The sequence below is a fragment of the Mucilaginibacter sp. P1_D10 genome, assembly GCF_056406215.1.
Window position 1 is genome coordinate 113,867 of the sequence record NZ_JBFUAP010000021.1, and the last position, 16,642, is coordinate 130,508.

Sequence of the window (16,642 nt, forward strand, 5' to 3'; positions counted from 1 at the left end):
TTTTTACTTGGTGGGCTTTGCTGTTATAAAAAATCAAGCCATTGATTTTCAAATGCTATTACCTATATTTACCTAAATCATCTGCCTAAGCCCATGTTAAAACCGGGTACCTTTCTTTGTTTCATTAAAGCCACTTTTTGGGCGGCGTTTTGCCTCTGCATTTTAGTAGGCCAGGCAGTTTTTGCCCAGTCCGTTAAATCAACCGATACCATACCCACCCTCAACCGGGTCGAAAAACTTTACCTGCAGTTCGACAGGCCGTATTATACCACCTTTGATACCATTTGGTTTAAAGCCAATTTATTCAATGCAACAACCTATACGCCGTCGCGGTTAAGCAATAAAATATATATCGAACTCATTAACGATAGCAGTAAGGTATTCAACCGCTTTGCTATCCCACTGGTATCGGGATTGGGGCAGGGCCATATCGCCCTTGGCGAAGGCATAAAAGATGGGCTCTATACCATCCGCGCCTACAGTAACTGGATGCAGAATTTTGGTAGCGACGTGTTTTTCAGCAAGCAATTTTATGTAGGCAAGCCATCTACTCAAGGCGGCTGGCTCGTAAACGAGCAGCATACTATAACAGAAAGCGCAAAAGGCATTGAGGTTAACCTCGCCTTACAATTGAGCACCCTCGCCCGGGCTATTATTCCCTACCGGGATATTGAATTAAGACTAACCGAAGGCAAGAAAACGATATTCAAGAACAATTTACTTACGTCTGACGGCGGGAAAACTACGGCTAATTTCATCCTGCCGGATAAAGCCGACACGCGTAAACTTGTGCTTATCATTACCGATAAAACCACCCAAAATAAGTATAGCTTCCCCTTTTACCCCGGCGGGCAAATGCAAAACATCGATCTGCAATTTATGCCCGAGGGTGGCAAATTGGTGGCCGGGCTTGCATCGCGCGTGGCGTTTAAAGCCATTGGCGAAGATGGTTTAGGGGTAGATGTGCGGGGCAAAATTGTGGATAGCCATGGCAACGAGGTTAGTGCTTTTACCAGCACACATAAAGGAATGGGGATTTTTATGCTACTGCCGGTAGCAAATGAAACCTATTCAGCAAAATACGAGGTGAATGGCATTGTGCACACAGCCGCGTTGCCATTAGTTGCACCTGCAGGCTTAACCCTAAGAGCAGATAATTTGTCGCTTACCGATTCTATTTTAATCTCTGTAAGAGCAACACCTGGCTTTGCTGCGCAAAACAAATCATACAAATTAATAGTGCAGTCGGCAACTGAAACTTATGTAGTGGTGCCGTTTAACTTAAGTACAGGGTATTGCAACATCCATTCGCCCAGGGACGGGCTAAGCTCGGGAATCGTCAGCTTTACCATACTCGATGACATGGGTAACCCATTATGCCAGCGACGGATTTTTATTGACAACCACGACCGCCTTAACCTGGATGTTATCAGCAGCCAGCCGATACATCAGCCAAAAGACAGCGTCTCCCTTACCCTTCATGCGTGCGACCCCCAGGGCGCACCAATAATCGGCAGCTTCGCGGTTTCGGTAACGGACGATGCCTATATCAATGGTAAGGCGGGTACGGATAACATCGTTAGCCATTTGTTGCTTACCTCGGAACTGAAAGGCTACGTAGAAGATGCCGCCTGGTACCTCACCACTACTGATGCCGGCAAAGCAGCAGCGTTGGATAACTTAATGCTTGCGCAAGGTTGGGCGGCGTACGATTGGGCCAGTGTGCTGCAATCCACCAAACCGCCTAAATTTTTAGCCGAGCCTGATAATAGCCTGACCGGAAACCTGCGCAACCTTTTTAACAAGCCCGTGAAAGATGCAAAGCTAAGCCTGTTTTCGATAAACAAAAAATACGGCCTTGTTTTATACGACACCGTTAGCAACGCACAGGGCGAGTTTACTTTCAGCAACCTGCCTGTGTTTGATACCATAGCATACACCTTAAGGGTTAACAACAAAAAAGGTAATGCATCTACCGCCGACATCCATTTAAACACTTTTACACCCGCCAAAGTTGAGGAGGACGGTATCCGCCCTATGCCCTGGTTTGTGCACCTTACCGATAGCCTGATGCTGGGCTACTTTAATCGCCCGCAACCCGAGCGCGTGCCCGGCATAGATATGAAAGAGGTAAAAGGAACGCTGTTAAAGGAAGTAAATATAAAAGAACGAAAACCCTATGTAAAGGCTGGCGGGATGACAGGTTCCCTGGTAAAAGAAATAACCGAAGCAGAATTGATGGAGGCCGGCAAGATGACGCTGTATGACCTGCTATCGCACAAACTAAACGGTTTTGGCCTTAGCGCCCTTTACAAAGAAAGCCTATTTTCAAAACCTACCATGCACGATAAGCCCGCTCTTGTCAAAGGCATAGATATGATATATGACATAATAGTAGACGGATTAGGGAGCAATGTGATGACCGGCTCAACGTCTACGATAGACGTCCCCATTGGCGACCCACAATCTATGATAGACCTAATGCGTTACATTGGCGCAGATGACGTGAAGGATATAAAAATAGCCGACGGCCTAAGAACATTCATCACCGTAACTACACGCAGCGGTAATAGCTATTATACCCGTACATCGCCTAATGTAGTGGCCTACAGGCCCATCCCCTATTGTTTGCCAAGGCAATTTTACCGGCCCCGCTATACGGTTAATAGCACCGCACCTATTGCCCCCCGCCCGACAGTACACTGGGAACCCAATTTAATCACCGACAAAAACGGCAAGGCAACGCTATCCTTTTACGCGGCAGATAAGCCGGGAACCTATACGGTTACTATTGAAGGGACGGATATGAACGGGAATTTTGGGTATCAAATGAGTAAGATAGTGATATCCCCGCCGTTGGCGGCAAATAAAAGCAGCGCAACAAGGTAAGCTCTTACCCAAAAAGTACGCAAATCGCTCAAAGCTCTATAATCTCTGTGAACCTCCGTGTTTTTTCTCTGCGTGCTCTGTGGTTAAAAAAACAGAAAGCTTAAATCATCACCCAACAAAAAAGCCCTCCCGATTGCTCAGGAGGGCCTATATTTTAAACCTTAAGAGGATTAAACCTCTTCGGTTTCTTCTGTTTCGGCAGCAGCTTCAGGTTCAGCTTTTTTCGCCGGTGCAGCAGCAGGGGCTTTTTTAGCCGCTTTGCTTTCTGCGCCTTCCATTTGCTCTTTTAACTGAGCCAATACGCTAAGATCGCCTAAAGTTGATTTCTCTACAGATTCTTTCACTTTCTTCACCGCGTTGTTAGCAGATTTTGCTTCTTTCTTACGGTTTTCAAATTCCTGCACACGAGCGTCAGCGCGAGCTTCTTCCCATATACGTGAGTGTGAAATAACGATACGTTTGTTCTCTTTGTTGAATTCGATGATCTTGAACTCAGCAGCTTCTTCCGCTTTTACAGGTTTGCCGTCTTCTTTAATCAAATGTTTGGTTGGGGCAAAGCCTTCAACACCATAAGGTAAAGCTACGATAGCACCTTTATCGGTTACTTTGATAACGGTACCTTCGTGTATCGAATCGATAGTGAAGATAGTTTCGAAAGTATCCCAAGGGTTTTCTTCAAGCTGTTTGTGGCCTAAGCTCAGTTTGCGGTTATCGATATCAAGCTCTAATACAACCACGTTCAATTTTTCGCCAACCTTAGTAAATTCGTTAGGGTGGTTTACTTTTTTAGACCATGAAAGATCAGAGATGTGGATCAAACCGTCGATGCCGTCTTCCAGTTCAACAAACACGCCAAAGTTGGTCATGTTTTTAACTGTAGCAACGTGGGTAGTACCAATTGCATACCTGGTACCGGCATTTTGCCAAGGATCAGGAGTTAATTGTTTGATACCTAAGCTCATTTTGCGGTCGTCGCGATCTAGGGTCAATACCTGAGCCTCAACCTCGTCGCCCACTTTCAGGAATTCCTGAGGGTTGCGCAGGTTTTGCGACCACGACATTTCTGATACGTGGATCAAACCTTCAACACCCGGGATAATTTCCAGGAACGCGCCGTAATCAGCAACGGTAACAATCCTGCCTTTAACTTTAGAGCCGATAACTAAATCAGTATCAAGCGATTGCCAAGGGTGCGGGGTAAGTTGTTTCAAGCCTAAAGCGATACGTTTTTTCTCGTCGTCGAAATCAAGCACAACAACGTTGATTTTTTGATCTAATGCCAATACTTCGCGTGGGTGCTCTATGCGGCCCCAAGATATATCGGTAATGTGCAGCAAGCCGTCTACGCCACCAAGGTCGATGAATACACCGAAATCGGTAATGTTTTTAACGGTACCTTCCAATACCTGGCCTTTTTCAAGCTTAGCAACGATTTCTGTTTTTTGGTTTTCCAAATCGTCTTCGATAAGCACTTTGTGCGATACCACAACGTTTTTAAACTCGTGGTTTATCTTAACAACTTTGAATTCCATTGTTTTGCCCACGTAAACATCATAATCCCTGATAGGTTTGATGTCGATTTGTGAACCTGGTAAAAAGGCTTCAACGCCCATTATGTCAACAATCAAACCACCTTTGGTGCGGCTTTTTACAAAACCGGTGATGATTTCATCGTTATCCAGAGCCGAATTAATACGCTCCCATGATTTTTGTGTTTTAGCACGTTTGCGCGATAATACTAACTGACCGTTAGCATCTTCCTGCGACTCAACGAATACTTCAACCGTATCGCCGATCTTCAGATCAGGCGTATCACGGAATTCAGAAACCGATACCAAACCGTCAGATTTGAAGCCGATGTTCAAAACAACGTCTTTGCTGTTGATATTTACAACGGTACCCGTGATAATTTCGCCTTTGGTGATAGAACTGAAAGTACCATCATACAATTTCTCTAATTTCTCGCGGTCGCTATCGCTGTAGTTACCAAATTTTTTGTCGTCTGCATCCCAGTCGAAATCCTCAAGGGGTGCAACTGCGATTTTAGATTTGATTTCTTCGATTGATATCGAATCAGCTTCTGATTCAATAGTTTCTTTTTCTGCCGAGGCTGTAACTGTACCCAGTTCAGCTTCTTTAGCTTTTAATTCTTTTTCTGCTTCTTGTTTTTTTGCCATTAATAAATTTTACTCCTTTTTCCCAACACTCGTTTGGGACTGCAAAGGTACGGATATAATTTTTATAGATAAAAATATTTTTATTGTTAAATATTGATTTTTAGGCGGTTTTTACGGGGAATTTCAGGCGAAGCTTGCTCCGGAGAGGAATTATTGATGAGGTGGTAAGTGTTAAAATCTTTAGAACAAGATTTTGCACTAAGTACTTAAATATTATGGCGTTGCCTGCGTTAGCGCTTTCCGCTGCAAATCCTCGCCCTTGCCTACGCTCGGCCCCTCCCGCGGCTGTGGGTTTTCCGCTGCAATCGCTAACGCAGGAAATGATGGCTTTAATTTGAGGCTATTTATCAGAATAGTGACCTATGGCGGAAACCACTGTCACCGTAATGATTTGATCTTCAATAAAATATACTAGCCTGTCTTTTTTATTGATTCTCCTGGACCAATATCCGGCCAGGTCGTGCTTTAATTTTTCCGGTTTTCCTGTGCCTGTCTCGGGGTGATCATACAGTTCAGATATAATAACCTCAGCTTTTTTGATAGATGCTTTATCTCCTGACCTTTGAATGGCTAATAAGTCTTTAGCGGCATTATTGGAAATAATTACCCTAAATTTTCCCATATTGATTTATTGGGATCAAGTGTTATGAATTTACCATCTTCCACTTGCTTTTTACTTTGCTTGATTTTTTTAACGAAATCAGGATTGTACGGGCTTTTGGTAGTTTCAAAGTCCATTTTAAGTGCTTTAGCGAATGCTTTTATAGCAGACAATTGCTCATCGTTTTTTGGGTGCACAATCACTGTTTCCATAAACAAATTTAATAAATACCATTAGCCACACAAAATCTATTTTTCTCATAACTTCTCCCCTATCTCCTCATATATCTCCATAAAACTATCCAGCAAACCCATGCGGTAAGCTAACACAACCTCCGTCATAGCCGTTTGGTGCTCCGACGTAAACGGGTCGCGCCATACGCGCATGCAAATACGTTTGAGGGCATAAGTAACCTGGCCAAGGTTAGCATAGGTATGCAGGTAACGACTTCTTTTGAACTCAGCGTAAAACTCCCCGAATATCGCAGGGTTCTTCATGCCCGCAAAAGCCAGGAACTCATTGATGACTTCGATATCGCAACTATCCAGATGGCCGTAAAAATCATCTACCACTACGCTGTTCGTAGTAATGAGCAGGTTATCCAATATCAACTCAATGGTAATATGCCCTAAAAAGAAAGGCTTTACCGGCGAGCCCGCTATGGCAGGCGTAAGCAGGTTTTTAAGCGCATGCGAGTGGCGCAGGAAAAACTCCGAGGAGTGGAAGTACTTATCAACCAGCAAATGTTTGTTCCAGCCTTGTATAATGGAGTTGATATGCGGATTGCTATGCACCAACTTTTCGGGATGCAGCACGATGGTTTTATCGGCATTCTTCAACAGATCGGGCAGTACGGTACCTAAGGTAAAGTAGCAGTCCGTAGTATCGCGGTCGAAGTAATAATGCGACAAAAAATTCATAAACAGGGGCTAAAATGTTGCGTCATCAGCAAGAAACGAAAAAATCGGCACATAAAAAAGGCTTTACACAGATGTAATGGCAATATCACCCTGCGTTTACACCAAGAGTACGCGAAAGCTTTTTTGGTTCCCCTCTTGAGAGGGGCGCGCTGGTGTGTGTTGTGGCGGGGTGTGTTCGCCACCGCGCAATTGCGTAAGAGAAAGTACAAAGGACACACCCCTCCACCCCTCTCAAGAGGGGAATCGCACATTCCCCCCGCTTTTTTTCCAACGCCTCATGTACTTACAAGGGCAAAAAGGCGCATTTACATTTACGTGCAACGTATAAACTACTATCTTTGCCGTCCCGATAGCTATCGGGATTGATAACATACACACAACATGAATTTTGTAGAAGAATTACGCTGGCGCGGCATGCTGCACGATATAATGCCCGGGACTGAAGAATTACTGAATAAAGGGATGGTTTCCGGCTATATCGGCTTCGACCCAACTGCCGATTCGCTGCACGTAGGCAGCCTGGCGCAGATCATGACGCTGATACACTTCCAGCGTGCCGGCCATAAGCCTTATGCATTGGTTGGCGGCGCAACCGGCATGGTAGGCGATCCATCGGGCAAATCTGCCGAACGTAACCTACTGAGCGAAGAAGACCTACAACACAACCTCAACGGCATTAAAAGCCAATTGGAGAAATTCCTCGATTTCGGCAGTGGCGAAAACAGCGCCCAGATGGTAAACAATTACGACTGGTTCAAAGGCTTCGATTTCCTCAACTTTATCCGCGATGTAGGCAAGCATATCACCGTTAACTACATGATGGCCAAAGATTCGGTAAAGAAAAGGCTGGAAGGCGAAACGGGCATGTCCTTCACCGAGTTTTCTTACCAATTGGTGCAGGGCTACGATTTTTACTACCTATGGAAAAATAAAAACTGCGCCCTGCAAATGGGCGGCAGCGACCAATGGGGCAACATCGTAACCGGTACCGAACTGATACGCCGCAAAGGCCGCGGCGAAGCGTTTGCACTAACCACGCAACTCATCAAAAAATCCGACGGCACTAAATTCGGAAAATCTGAAGGTGGCAACATCTGGCTTGACCCGGCAAAAACGTCGCCTTACCAGTTTTACCAGTTTTGGCTAAACACCGGCGACGACGACGCCAAATCATACATCAGGATATTTACGCTATTCGATAAAGAAACAATCGAAGCAATAGAGGCCGAGCACGATGCGGCCCCTCACCTGCGCACGCTGCAAAAAGCGTTGGCGAAAGATATCACCCTGCGCGTGCACGGCGAAGCAGGCTTTTTAAAGGCTATCAAATCAACGGAGTTTTTATTCGGCAATACCGGAATCGAGTTCTTAAGCGAACTTAACGACGATGAAGTGCTGGCGATATTCAGCGGCGTACCAAACTTTACCATCAGCACGGCTGAGCTCGAAGCCGGCGTGCCTGTAACCGATTTACTGGCAGCAAAGACGACAATTTTCCCATCAAAAGGCGAAGCAAAGAAAATGATACAGGGCGGCGGCGTTGCCATAAACAAAGAAAAAGTTGGCACGCCGGATGATATTTATAGTACTGCTAACCTTATCAATAACAAATACTTAGTGGTACAAAAAGGAAAGAGGAATTATTTTTTGATTGTGGCTGAATAATCGCAGTCCTGCTAAAGCAAAAGCCCTAAGCAGCAACAACTGTTTAGGGCTTTTATATTTTATGGCAATAAAGCGAATTAAAAATCGCTCAGTAAATCCAGCTTCTTGGCGTTGTACTCTTCCTGCGATATTAGCCCGTTTTCAAAAAGCATCTTTAGCCTCTTCAACTTCTCGGTCAACTCATCCTTTTTAGGCTCTTCCGGTGCAACAGATGCAGGCGGCGGGGTGGGCACAGGTGCCGGAGCAGCAACAGGCGGCTGATATACCGGCGCAGCGGGCTGGTAGGCAAGCGGCGCGGCTTGTTCTATCTGCATCGAACCGGATTCGGCGCGTTTTTCTTCCAGATCTCGCAGGCGACGGGCCTCGCGCTCGGCTTCTTTGCGCTCCTGTGCATATTGGTACAGTTTACGGGCTTGTACTTTGGGCAGGTAATCCACACCCATTTCGGCACCATTGGTTGTTTTTACGCTGAATATGGCACCTATTATTTCTTCGCGGGTGTAAACATCTACGATATCCTTCCATACAAAATCCACAAATTTGATGGACAGCCCCAGGTTTGCCGGGGTAAAAAACAAGATACGCTTGTTGGTAAGCGCAATACAATCGGGAAACAGGTTCACTATCGGTTTCTTTTGCACCGCTATGTATAATATCTCCTCGCCGGTAGACAGCAAATCTACCAGGCGGCCGTAAATACGTTCAACGGCTTTGGGGTCTTGTTCTTCCTTTAAGAATTTCTCTATCATGATGATGGTTGATATTTTGTATCGGCGGCAAAAATAACAATAATATGCCGCTTGTAAATATACGTTTTATACCGAAAAAAACTTCCGGCACGTTACCTCAACAAGGTAATGTATGTTTTAAGCATATGGCTCAACCCATCGCCCATGGTGTACTTGGCAACCAGGTAATATATGCCCGCTGATGCCGGCTTGCCCCTATAATTGCCATCCCAACCACCGTTAAGGTTTCTCGAGTGGAAATATTGCTCGCCCCATCGGTTGTATATAAAATATTCAACGCCAATGGGGTTGCTGTTTTGGTCGGGCCGGAAGGTATCGTTCACGCCATCGCCATTGGGCGTAAAGGTGTTGGGGAAGGTAACCATATCGCAGCGGTCCTGCCCTATGGTTATGTCCAGTTCGTCTAATATACAGCCCTCTGCAGTCAATACCGTGAAATGGTTGCTGCCCGGCACCAGCCCCTTTATGGTTTGCCCTATGGCGTAAAGGTTTGCCCCATGCTTTATTTTAGTTGCGCCTTTTAAATCGCCGGCGGCAATAAAGGTTATCTGCCCCAGGGCGGTACAAACCGCATTCCGCATGGTATAAGTTAGTGCAGGCTTGTTTATGGCCGAAAGTGCAGGCACCAATACTTGCCGCTCTTTGCGGTCGCCGCCGGATGAGGTTACCACCAGCGTATAAGTCCCGGGCGGCACATTGGCGAAGGAATTGCTCAAACCTGTAACGCCATTAAGCGAATAGGTGTAAGTATCGGGATGTGGCGTGGTAATAACGGTTACGTTGGCATTGTTGTAATTGATGCATTCCTGCAAAAACTGTATGTCGGTAATTGCTATGGGAGGACAAACATCCTGCTCCAGCACGTAATCCTTTTCATCAATAAGGCAGCCATTTTTGTTGATGATGGTAAAATGGTAAGTACCTGCCGCCAACCCGGTAAACTTATGCCCAAACTCGTAAACGGCGTTATTGTACTGAATAGCATAGGCGGTGTTGCCGCTTGCGGTATTGAGCGTAATCTCGCCGGGCACATCGCATACAGGGTTCTTTTTGGCAATACTGATTATAGGATTATTCAGGCTGTAATCGGGGATTACAAAGTCGGCTTCGACGGGGAGTTCGCCCCCATTGGAGGTAATGGTAAGATGGTAATTGCCAGGCACAAGCGGGGCGATGATGCCCGAGGTATTGCTTTGGCCGGTATTGAGTGTGTAGGTGTATTCGCTGGTGTGCGGCTTGCATATCACCTGTATGGTGCCTTTATTTATCGCCCCGCATTCCTGGTTTATTTTAAGTTCCTGCAGGTCGATCACGGGCGCTATACCATTTTCGGTACTGCTGGCTGCGTCATAAACGGTGAACGGCAGGGTGCCAATGGTGCCTTTCACGGTTTTGGCATCCATATCAAGCTCCAACAGGTCGGTGCCGGATGTAAGGCTGCCCGCAAGCGCATATACTTTCAGTCCACCATTCTGAAGCACGGCAGCCAGGCCCAGAATAGATCGGTTAGGGATTGGGATGTAAAGGCTTGCAACCGCCGGGTTGTTGAGCGGTATCTTTACGATACCCTCAAAAGCCGCCATGTATAATTCATCTTTATAAAACATCAGGTCGCCTGCAGACTGGAAGGGCATGTCGCCTAAATAAACCGCCGCCGATGCCCCTGGTGCCAACGAAAACAGCTGGCTACCTGCTGCGTAATACACCACGCCATCTTTATCCACTGTGAGCGAATTGGCGGGGGCAGTTATGGGCAAAGAGATACAGTCGCTTACCGATGGTGTGCTGCCATCGGTAAGAGTGGCTTTCATCAAAGTGCTATAGGTTAGGTTATAATAAAGCGTATTTTGATACATTGCTATAGAGAAATAACCATTGCCGCATCCGGTTACATCCTGGGTTACCAGGCCGTTGCCTGTTATAGTAACCCGTTTAAGCTCCTGGTTGCTGGTATTTACGTAAAAAGTTTGGCCATAGGCGGCCGCGAGGATGCTCACCAGCATCGCGAATAAAGCAATCGTCTTTTTAATAAGGGGAGTTATCACGGGCGACAAGTTCAGGGACTTAAATATGCTGTAAGATACTATTTTGAAAAGACGCCTGCAATACATAGGCACCATTACGTGCATTGACGGGCTAACCCACCAATAAGTTACAACCACGGATGTCGGAATTATCGAAACGGCCCAAAACCTCAAAAGAACCATCGGCATACACCTTGCCCAAATCTTGCGTGGCTATGAACGAGCAGGAATTGATGTTGGCCAGATCGATAATGTTTACGCCACCTGTTTTGCCATCACCAACCATTGTAAGTGGGTCGTTGGTATCGCGGGTGATAACCTTCATCCAGGGCGGGCAATTAAATATCCCCTCCCCTTTGGAGTACGCTTGCGACAGCAGCTCCGTCATCCCGTATTCCGAATGGATGGTGCTTACGCCGAAACCTGCGCAAAGCGTGGCATGCAGTTCCTCACGTATCATCTCTTTTCGGCGGCCTTTCATTCCACCTGTTTCCATAACGATAAGGCCTGGGAAATCTATTTGGTACTGCTCCACAAAATCAAGCAGGGCAAAGGTTACGCCAATGAGTAAAGTGGGCTTGCCTGCCTCTTTTTGTGTGAGTAAGTTATTATAAAGCTCCTGGTGATTGTATAAAAAGAAACCACTATCCGCATTAGCAGATTCGGTTATCATATCCTGCGCCATATAAATAAGCGAGGACCCTTCGCGCTCCAGGTAGGCCGGCAACAGGGCAAGCACGGTATAATCTGTAATGTCTCCGTAGAATAAGTTGAAGGCCCGCCTAAAGCTTTGCACATACCAGCTTACATCGGTAACCGTGTGGCTGCTGGTAACCATGCCGGTGGTACCCGAACTGGTGAATACCACGTTAGGTTCTGCATCACCCGTAACAATCCGGTGCGATTTAAAGAACTCAACCGGCATGAAGGGTATTTGCGCCAGCTCAAAAACCAGCACGGGGTCTATTCTCAGGCCATCAATAAATGCCTTGTAAGCCGCACAATTGGCCGCCTGGTACCTGAATACCTGCAAGGCCGCATCCTCGAATGAGGCTTGGTTATTTAAAGTGAATATGGTTTCTTTACCCGGCTTGATCATGCTTTTGCAAAGATAAGGAAGATGCGTCAGATGTGCGGATTTCAGATTTCAGATGTGCAGATGATGCATGTTGGCGCGCAGTGATTGTCCAGTTTTATTTTATAGAAATTCTGGACAAATCCTGTAAAATCGGGCCGGGCCCGGAAAGGCCGACCTACCGTGATGTTGCCCTGCCACAGGCTTAAACTTGTTGAAACGTCGCTGAAAAACCCGCGTTTTTCTGTGTTTTTCTGTGTTTTTCTGCGTTTTTCTGCGTTTTTCGGAATTTTTTTGGGTTTTTCTGTAAAAGTATAAAAGGCCGAAATTTGCATGGAATGGCTGTTTTTGGCTAAATTCCGCCTGTACGGCCTCAAAAATATTTCCAGCTTTTTCTAACTTTTCGACACTTTTCTAAGCTGATTTTCCAGAAAATTCCAGGCGGGAAAACATCTCGATGTGCAGATTTCAGATGTGCAAATATGCAGATTTGGAATACGGCAGATGTTTCAAAAGTACCTGCACCTGACCTACATCTGCATATCTATCGGTTTCCGCAATCCACCGACATTTGCACATCTGAAATCTGCACATCTGCACATCCGCCAGCATTTGCACATCTCCCAGGCGTAACAAATCGGCCATTTTTGAGTTATTATAGCTAAAGACAATCAATAATTACACATCATTCTTATCTATCATGAAAGCTATTAAATTTTTAAGATTGCCGCTTCTCTTAAGCGCATTCTTTATACTGGCATCGGCCAAACCGGTTTCTACCGAAAAAGGCCTCGAGAAGATACACCAGGCTACCAACGTATTAAAAGCCTTCGGCGAGATGAAAGAAAGCATCCCGAGCGAATTGCTTAAGGAGTACGAGGGCATCGTTATCGTACCAAAGCTCATCAACGCAGGTTTTGGCATAGGCGGCAAACGCGGACAGGGCCTGGCTATGGTAAAACTGCCCGGCGGCAAATGGAGCGACCCTGTATTCGTTACCCTTACGGGCGGCAGCTTCGGTTTTCAAATAGGCGTACAATCGGTAGACCTTGTTTTGGTTTTCAAGAACAAAGGGGTACTCACCAAAGTTAAAAACGGCGATTTTACCATCGGCGGCGATATATCTGCCGCGGCCGGCCCGGTTGGTCGCAGCTCTACTGCCAGCACAGACCATAAGCTGGAAGCGGAAATTTACTCCTACTCGCGCAGCAAAGGCTTGTTTGCCGGCATCAGCGTAAACGGATCTAACCTGGCTATCAACAAAAGCCTCAATGCCGATTTTTATGGCGAGGGCGTTACCTCGGCACAGATTTTCGAACGTGCTACCAGCACCGAAAGTGCCATCGCCGAGTTGAAAACCACATTGAATTCGTTTGAATAATAAGCGATATCTTAAAACGAAAACGCCCGGGCAATGTGCCGGGGCGTTTTTTGTTTCCATGCTTTTTAGGGCGTATATACTACCGTAAGTATTTCCATTTGCTCATCCCTCCCTTTTAAATTATGCTGCCCGAGGGATTTTGTATGGAAAAGAAAGCTTGGCCCGAGGACTTTCGCGAGGGGACCAGAGATGAGTATATCCACATCGAACTGGTTGCACAGGCCCTGTATGCGGGCGGCTGTATTGAGCACATCGCCGGTAAAAATGATTTCCTTTTTTAACACACCTATCTCGCCGGTGGTAACCATGCCATAATGCAGGCCTGCTTTAAAGCCGGGCAGCAATCCAAAACGCGCTTCGTATTTTGATGCCTGCTGCGCCAGGGCATTTTTCATCGCAAAGAAACACCCGATACAGTCGTTGTTTTGCACGGTCTTGAGTTTCCAGGAGATAATCATTTCGTCGCCGGCGTATTGGTATATCTCGCCCTGGTAATCTATCACCGGCTCGGACAGGTCGGCAAAATATTCTTTGAGCATCTCGAAGTATCTTACGTGGCCCAGTTTCTCGGCAATCGTCGTGGATGAACGCATATCCAAAAACATGAATATCCTCTCTTCCTGTACCGGGCGGTGGTATTTCCCCAAAAAGAAATTACGCAGGGCGGCGTGGCCGATGCTAGCGCTTACCTCGGTATAAAATTGCGTAACCAAAATAATGGAAGCGATGTAAATAGTGACGCTTAACATGGAATAGTTGGTAAAAAAAATCCATGCAGTGTTCCAGAACGCTTTCCGACCCACTGCGATTACCATGTCGGGTGCTGTGCCGATGAAAGTAATGACGAGGAAGCACAGTATTATCAGGAGATAGACAAGCGATTTGTAAAGGATTTTTTTAGTGAAGCTTTTTTTGACGAACCACTTATTGAAACAAAAAACCTCCAGCACGCCCATAATTAAACCGGTTACCAAGGCCGCAATTGGCATGGTAATGATATTCCTCGTAAAAAAATAAGGGTTGCCGGTGGATGGGTAATAATTCAGCTTGCCCAGCAGGCCACGCTCCAGCAGGGTGTAAACCAAACTGAATACCAGCCACAGCACGCCGAATGGCACGATGCGCAGGATATTCCGTTTGGCTTTGGGCGAGAGCATTGTCATAAAAATCCGGTTGTAGCAAGGTATCGTTCTTTAGGCGTAATTGCAAGTTAAGCTGTAGGCTACTCCTGCCGCTCAAAATCCTCAATTTCGCCTAAAAATTGGTATGCGGCATTGGCCTGATACCAGCCGGAGCCCATTAATAAAGTTTTGGCAACTGTAGAGTTTATATTTTTTGAACTTAATTTATTAATGAGCCATAAAGCCAGGGGCAATAGAATTATATCAAAGGCCACGTTTGATAAAAAATAAGCCTTATGTGCGGGTTCCATAAAATCAACATTAAAAATCATTTTGCCGGCCAATAGTAACAGCAAAGGATATAATGGAAAGAGTATCAGAATATATCTAACGTAGATAACAATGCTCAATTTAAGTTGCTCTATTTTCTTCTGAATCGGGGCTACGGCATTATCAAACCCCATATCAACTTGTCTTATAATTACTAGCTGTTTAATAACATACACCAGGAATAGGATAAATAATAACCCAATGGCTGTTGCGGGCAAACTAAACTGTGGTATGCGCCAATTGTCGGCTGCAAAATTGCCGAGATATAGTATTGCTGGTATCAGCATCAGCAGCTCTATCATTTTCAGGTAAAATAGCTTGCTAAGCTTACTCTTTGCTCTGTCGAATTTCAGTTGTTTTAAAAGTTGCATATTCATTTGTAGGTTTTTATCCAGTTTGCGGTCGTACTCGGCCCATATATTTTGTAATTCCTGTAGTTCCATGGCTTCTCTGTATTTTATTGTTTGTTGAATTGTTGCTTGAGGTGTTGTTTGATGCGGCTTATTTTGGTGGCCACGTTGGTTTCGGTGATGCCGAGGATGTCGGCCATATCCCGGTAACTATTGTTATCTAGGTAGAGGATCATCAGCGCCTTGTTCAGTTCGTCCAATTGGTTGATGAATTGGTGCAATAGGGTAACCTTCTCATCCAACTGGCGGGTGGTATCAGCATCATCAGCTATCTCGAAAATGGCCTCGTTGATGGATATCGTAGCAGATTGCCTTTTATGATGCGAACGGTAGAATGAGATAGCGGTGTTGAGCGCTATGCGGTACATCCAGGTGGAGAGTTTGTACCTGTCGTTGTAATTGGGGTAAGCGTGCCAAAGCTGTATAATGACTTCCTGCACCAGATCCTTACGGTCCTCCTCATCCTTGCAATAGGTATTGCAGACTTTAAAAATCAGCTTTTTGTTCTGCTGAATGAGTTGTAAGAACTGGTCTTTATAGGCCTGCGGTGTCATTGGGTGATTTCTTTATACCATTATTCGCAGGAAGAGGAGAAAAATCACATGGGGTGAAGGAATTTTCTTTTTAAAATTTCCAGAAGCTTCTGTTTAAGCAAAATCGTTCAAGTGCTCTAACACAAACTTCAGGTTACCATTAACCGGAATTATTTCGAATGGGTCATGGGTTATTTTATATACGTTTTTTTCTAAATCAATGCCAATGAAATCGCCATCGCCAAGGTCTATAAGATGAAAATAGGTCTTATTATTTAAACTCACATTGTATACATCGCTAACGCTAACTAATTGCGTTTCATCGGGAGTTAAAATGCCTTTGATTTTTTCATAGTCGAGATTTTTAATGTATTCGATTTTTATCTTTTCGGTGTTGACCGTTTTAGCATCCAACTTAAACTTTCCCCTGTTATTTAACGAATACCCATTGATGACCCCCGACGAAACATAAATGGTGTATTGTAGATTCGTCTTGGTGTTTATGTCCGGAACAGTAATACCCGTTATTTTGTATTGACCAACATTCTTCTCGCTAAATTTCGAGAAGACTTTAGAATTAAAAGTAAATGCGTTATAACCAGGAATATCGCTTGCGCCAATTAATACCCCTCTGAATATCCCAGCCTGAACTTGTTCAGTAAGCTTTTCATATCCATGCGGAAGAGATTTAAGAGATTCCAGCAGCATCTCTATTTCCCATGCCTCAATCTTTGTTCGCTTAAATAATCCAAACATCGGTTTGCCAA

Annotated in this window: 14 protein-coding genes; 3 read left to right on the top strand and 11 right to left on the bottom strand. The window is 45.3% G+C overall.

The window, feature by feature from the left end; genetic code table 11:
• The first annotated feature begins 93 nt into the window (after positions 1-93).
• The gene (locus tag AC1DYT_RS24370; protein WP_477472100.1) at positions 94-2,889 is read left to right on the top strand and encodes a hypothetical protein; all 2,796 of its coding nucleotides are present in this window, start codon (positions 94-96) and stop codon (positions 2,887-2,889) included.
• Positions 2,890-3,059: 170 nt separating this feature from the next.
• Here AC1DYT_RS24370 and rpsA read toward each other — a convergent pair whose 3' ends face one another.
• The 4 genes from rpsA to AC1DYT_RS24390 all read right to left on the bottom strand — a co-directional run bounded on the left by rpsA (position 3,060) and on the right by AC1DYT_RS24390 (position 6,587).
• Positions 3,060-5,066 carry a 30S ribosomal protein S1 gene (rpsA, locus tag AC1DYT_RS24375; protein ID WP_477472101.1) on the bottom strand — a complete coding sequence of 669 codons (2,007 nt, stop codon included), beginning with the start codon at positions 5,064-5,066 and terminating at the stop codon, positions 3,060-3,062.
• Between the two features lie 340 nt (positions 5,067-5,406).
• Complete coding sequence (locus AC1DYT_RS24380; RefSeq protein WP_477472102.1) at positions 5,407-5,688, bottom strand: Txe/YoeB family addiction module toxin; 282 nt, start codon at positions 5,686-5,688, stop codon at positions 5,407-5,409.
• A complete protein-coding gene (locus AC1DYT_RS24385) occupies positions 5,670-5,879 on the bottom strand; it encodes a DUF2683 family protein (RefSeq protein WP_477472103.1) in 210 nt (69 codons plus the stop codon). Before AC1DYT_RS24385 ends, AC1DYT_RS24380 begins: the two co-directional genes overlap by 19 nt.
• A gap of 45 nt (positions 5,880-5,924) precedes the next feature.
• Complete coding sequence (locus AC1DYT_RS24390) at positions 5,925-6,587, bottom strand: ACP phosphodiesterase (protein ID WP_477472104.1); 663 nt, start codon at positions 6,585-6,587, stop codon at positions 5,925-5,927.
• A 381-nt stretch (positions 6,588-6,968) separates the two neighbouring features.
• Between AC1DYT_RS24390 and tyrS the strand changes: the two genes are divergently transcribed.
• Complete coding sequence (tyrS, locus tag AC1DYT_RS24395) at positions 6,969-8,252, top strand: tyrosine--tRNA ligase (RefSeq protein ID WP_477472105.1); 1,284 nt, start codon at positions 6,969-6,971, stop codon at positions 8,250-8,252.
• 77 nt (positions 8,253-8,329) lie between these two features.
• Here tyrS and AC1DYT_RS24400 read toward each other — a convergent pair whose 3' ends face one another.
• The 3 genes from AC1DYT_RS24400 to AC1DYT_RS24410 all read right to left on the bottom strand — a co-directional run bounded on the left by AC1DYT_RS24400 (position 8,330) and on the right by AC1DYT_RS24410 (position 12,124).
• Positions 8,330-9,001, bottom strand: coding sequence for a PH domain-containing protein (locus AC1DYT_RS24400; protein ID WP_477472106.1), 672 nt, complete (start codon positions 8,999-9,001; stop codon positions 8,330-8,332).
• 92 nt (positions 9,002-9,093) lie between these two features.
• Positions 9,094-11,046, bottom strand: coding sequence for a gliding motility-associated C-terminal domain-containing protein (locus AC1DYT_RS24405; RefSeq protein WP_477472107.1), 1,953 nt, complete (start codon positions 11,044-11,046; stop codon positions 9,094-9,096).
• Between the two features lie 91 nt (positions 11,047-11,137).
• Positions 11,138-12,124 carry a LuxE/PaaK family acyltransferase gene (locus AC1DYT_RS24410; RefSeq protein WP_477472108.1) on the bottom strand — a complete coding sequence of 329 codons (987 nt, stop codon included), beginning with the start codon at positions 12,122-12,124 and terminating at the stop codon, positions 11,138-11,140.
• A gap of 676 nt (positions 12,125-12,800) precedes the next feature.
• Here AC1DYT_RS24410 and AC1DYT_RS24415 point away from each other — a divergent pair.
• Positions 12,801-13,481 (top strand): lipid-binding SYLF domain-containing protein, encoded by a 681-nt coding sequence (locus AC1DYT_RS24415; protein ID WP_477472109.1) that lies wholly within the window; start codon positions 12,801-12,803, stop codon positions 13,479-13,481.
• Positions 13,482-13,546: 65 nt separating this feature from the next.
• On the opposite strand, the gene AC1DYT_RS24420 is transcribed toward AC1DYT_RS24415, so the two are convergent.
• From AC1DYT_RS24420 to AC1DYT_RS24435, 4 genes are all read right to left on the bottom strand, one after another.
• Entirely contained in the window at positions 13,547-14,644 is a 1,098-nt protein-coding gene (locus AC1DYT_RS24420; protein WP_477472110.1) for an adenylate/guanylate cyclase domain-containing protein, read from the bottom strand.
• A 59-nt stretch (positions 14,645-14,703) separates the two neighbouring features.
• The gene (locus AC1DYT_RS24425; protein ID WP_477472111.1) at positions 14,704-15,375 is read right to left on the bottom strand and encodes a hypothetical protein; all 672 of its coding nucleotides are present in this window, start codon (positions 15,373-15,375) and stop codon (positions 14,704-14,706) included.
• Positions 15,376-15,389: 14 nt separating this feature from the next.
• The gene (locus AC1DYT_RS24430) at positions 15,390-15,896 is read right to left on the bottom strand and encodes an RNA polymerase sigma factor (protein ID WP_477472112.1); all 507 of its coding nucleotides are present in this window, start codon (positions 15,894-15,896) and stop codon (positions 15,390-15,392) included.
• Between the two features lie 93 nt (positions 15,897-15,989).
• Entirely contained in the window at positions 15,990-16,631 is a 642-nt protein-coding gene (locus AC1DYT_RS24435; protein ID WP_477472113.1) for a hypothetical protein, read from the bottom strand.
• Between the last annotated feature and the right edge of the window lie 11 nt (positions 16,632-16,642).

Coding starts and splice junctions, on each gene's coding strand:
- tyrS (WP_477472105.1), top strand. CDS start 6,969: ATGAATTTTGTAGAAGAATTACGCTGGCGCGGCATGCTGCACGATATA.
- AC1DYT_RS24390 (WP_477472104.1), bottom strand. CDS start 6,587: ATGAATTTTTTGTCGCATTATTACTTCGACCGCGATACTACGGACTGC.
- AC1DYT_RS24380 (WP_477472102.1), bottom strand. CDS start 5,688: ATGGGAAAATTTAGGGTAATTATTTCCAATAATGCCGCTAAAGACTTA.
- rpsA (WP_477472101.1), bottom strand. CDS start 5,066: ATGGCAAAAAAACAAGAAGCAGAAAAAGAATTAAAAGCTAAAGAAGCT.
- AC1DYT_RS24420 (WP_477472110.1), bottom strand. CDS start 14,644: ATGACAATGCTCTCGCCCAAAGCCAAACGGAATATCCTGCGCATCGTG.
- AC1DYT_RS24425 (WP_477472111.1), bottom strand. CDS start 15,375: ATGGAACTACAGGAATTACAAAATATATGGGCCGAGTACGACCGCAAA.
- AC1DYT_RS24400 (WP_477472106.1), bottom strand. CDS start 9,001: ATGATAGAGAAATTCTTAAAGGAAGAACAAGACCCCAAAGCCGTTGAA.
- AC1DYT_RS24415 (WP_477472109.1), top strand. CDS start 12,801: ATGAAAGCTATTAAATTTTTAAGATTGCCGCTTCTCTTAAGCGCATTC.
- AC1DYT_RS24430 (WP_477472112.1), bottom strand. CDS start 15,896: ATGACACCGCAGGCCTATAAAGACCAGTTCTTACAACTCATTCAGCAG.
- AC1DYT_RS24370 (WP_477472100.1), top strand. CDS start 94: ATGTTAAAACCGGGTACCTTTCTTTGTTTCATTAAAGCCACTTTTTGG.
- AC1DYT_RS24435 (WP_477472113.1), bottom strand. CDS start 16,631: ATGTTTGGATTATTTAAGCGAACAAAGATTGAGGCATGGGAAATAGAG.
- AC1DYT_RS24385 (WP_477472103.1), bottom strand. CDS start 5,879: ATGGAAACAGTGATTGTGCACCCAAAAAACGATGAGCAATTGTCTGCT.
- AC1DYT_RS24410 (WP_477472108.1), bottom strand. CDS start 12,124: ATGATCAAGCCGGGTAAAGAAACCATATTCACTTTAAATAACCAAGCC.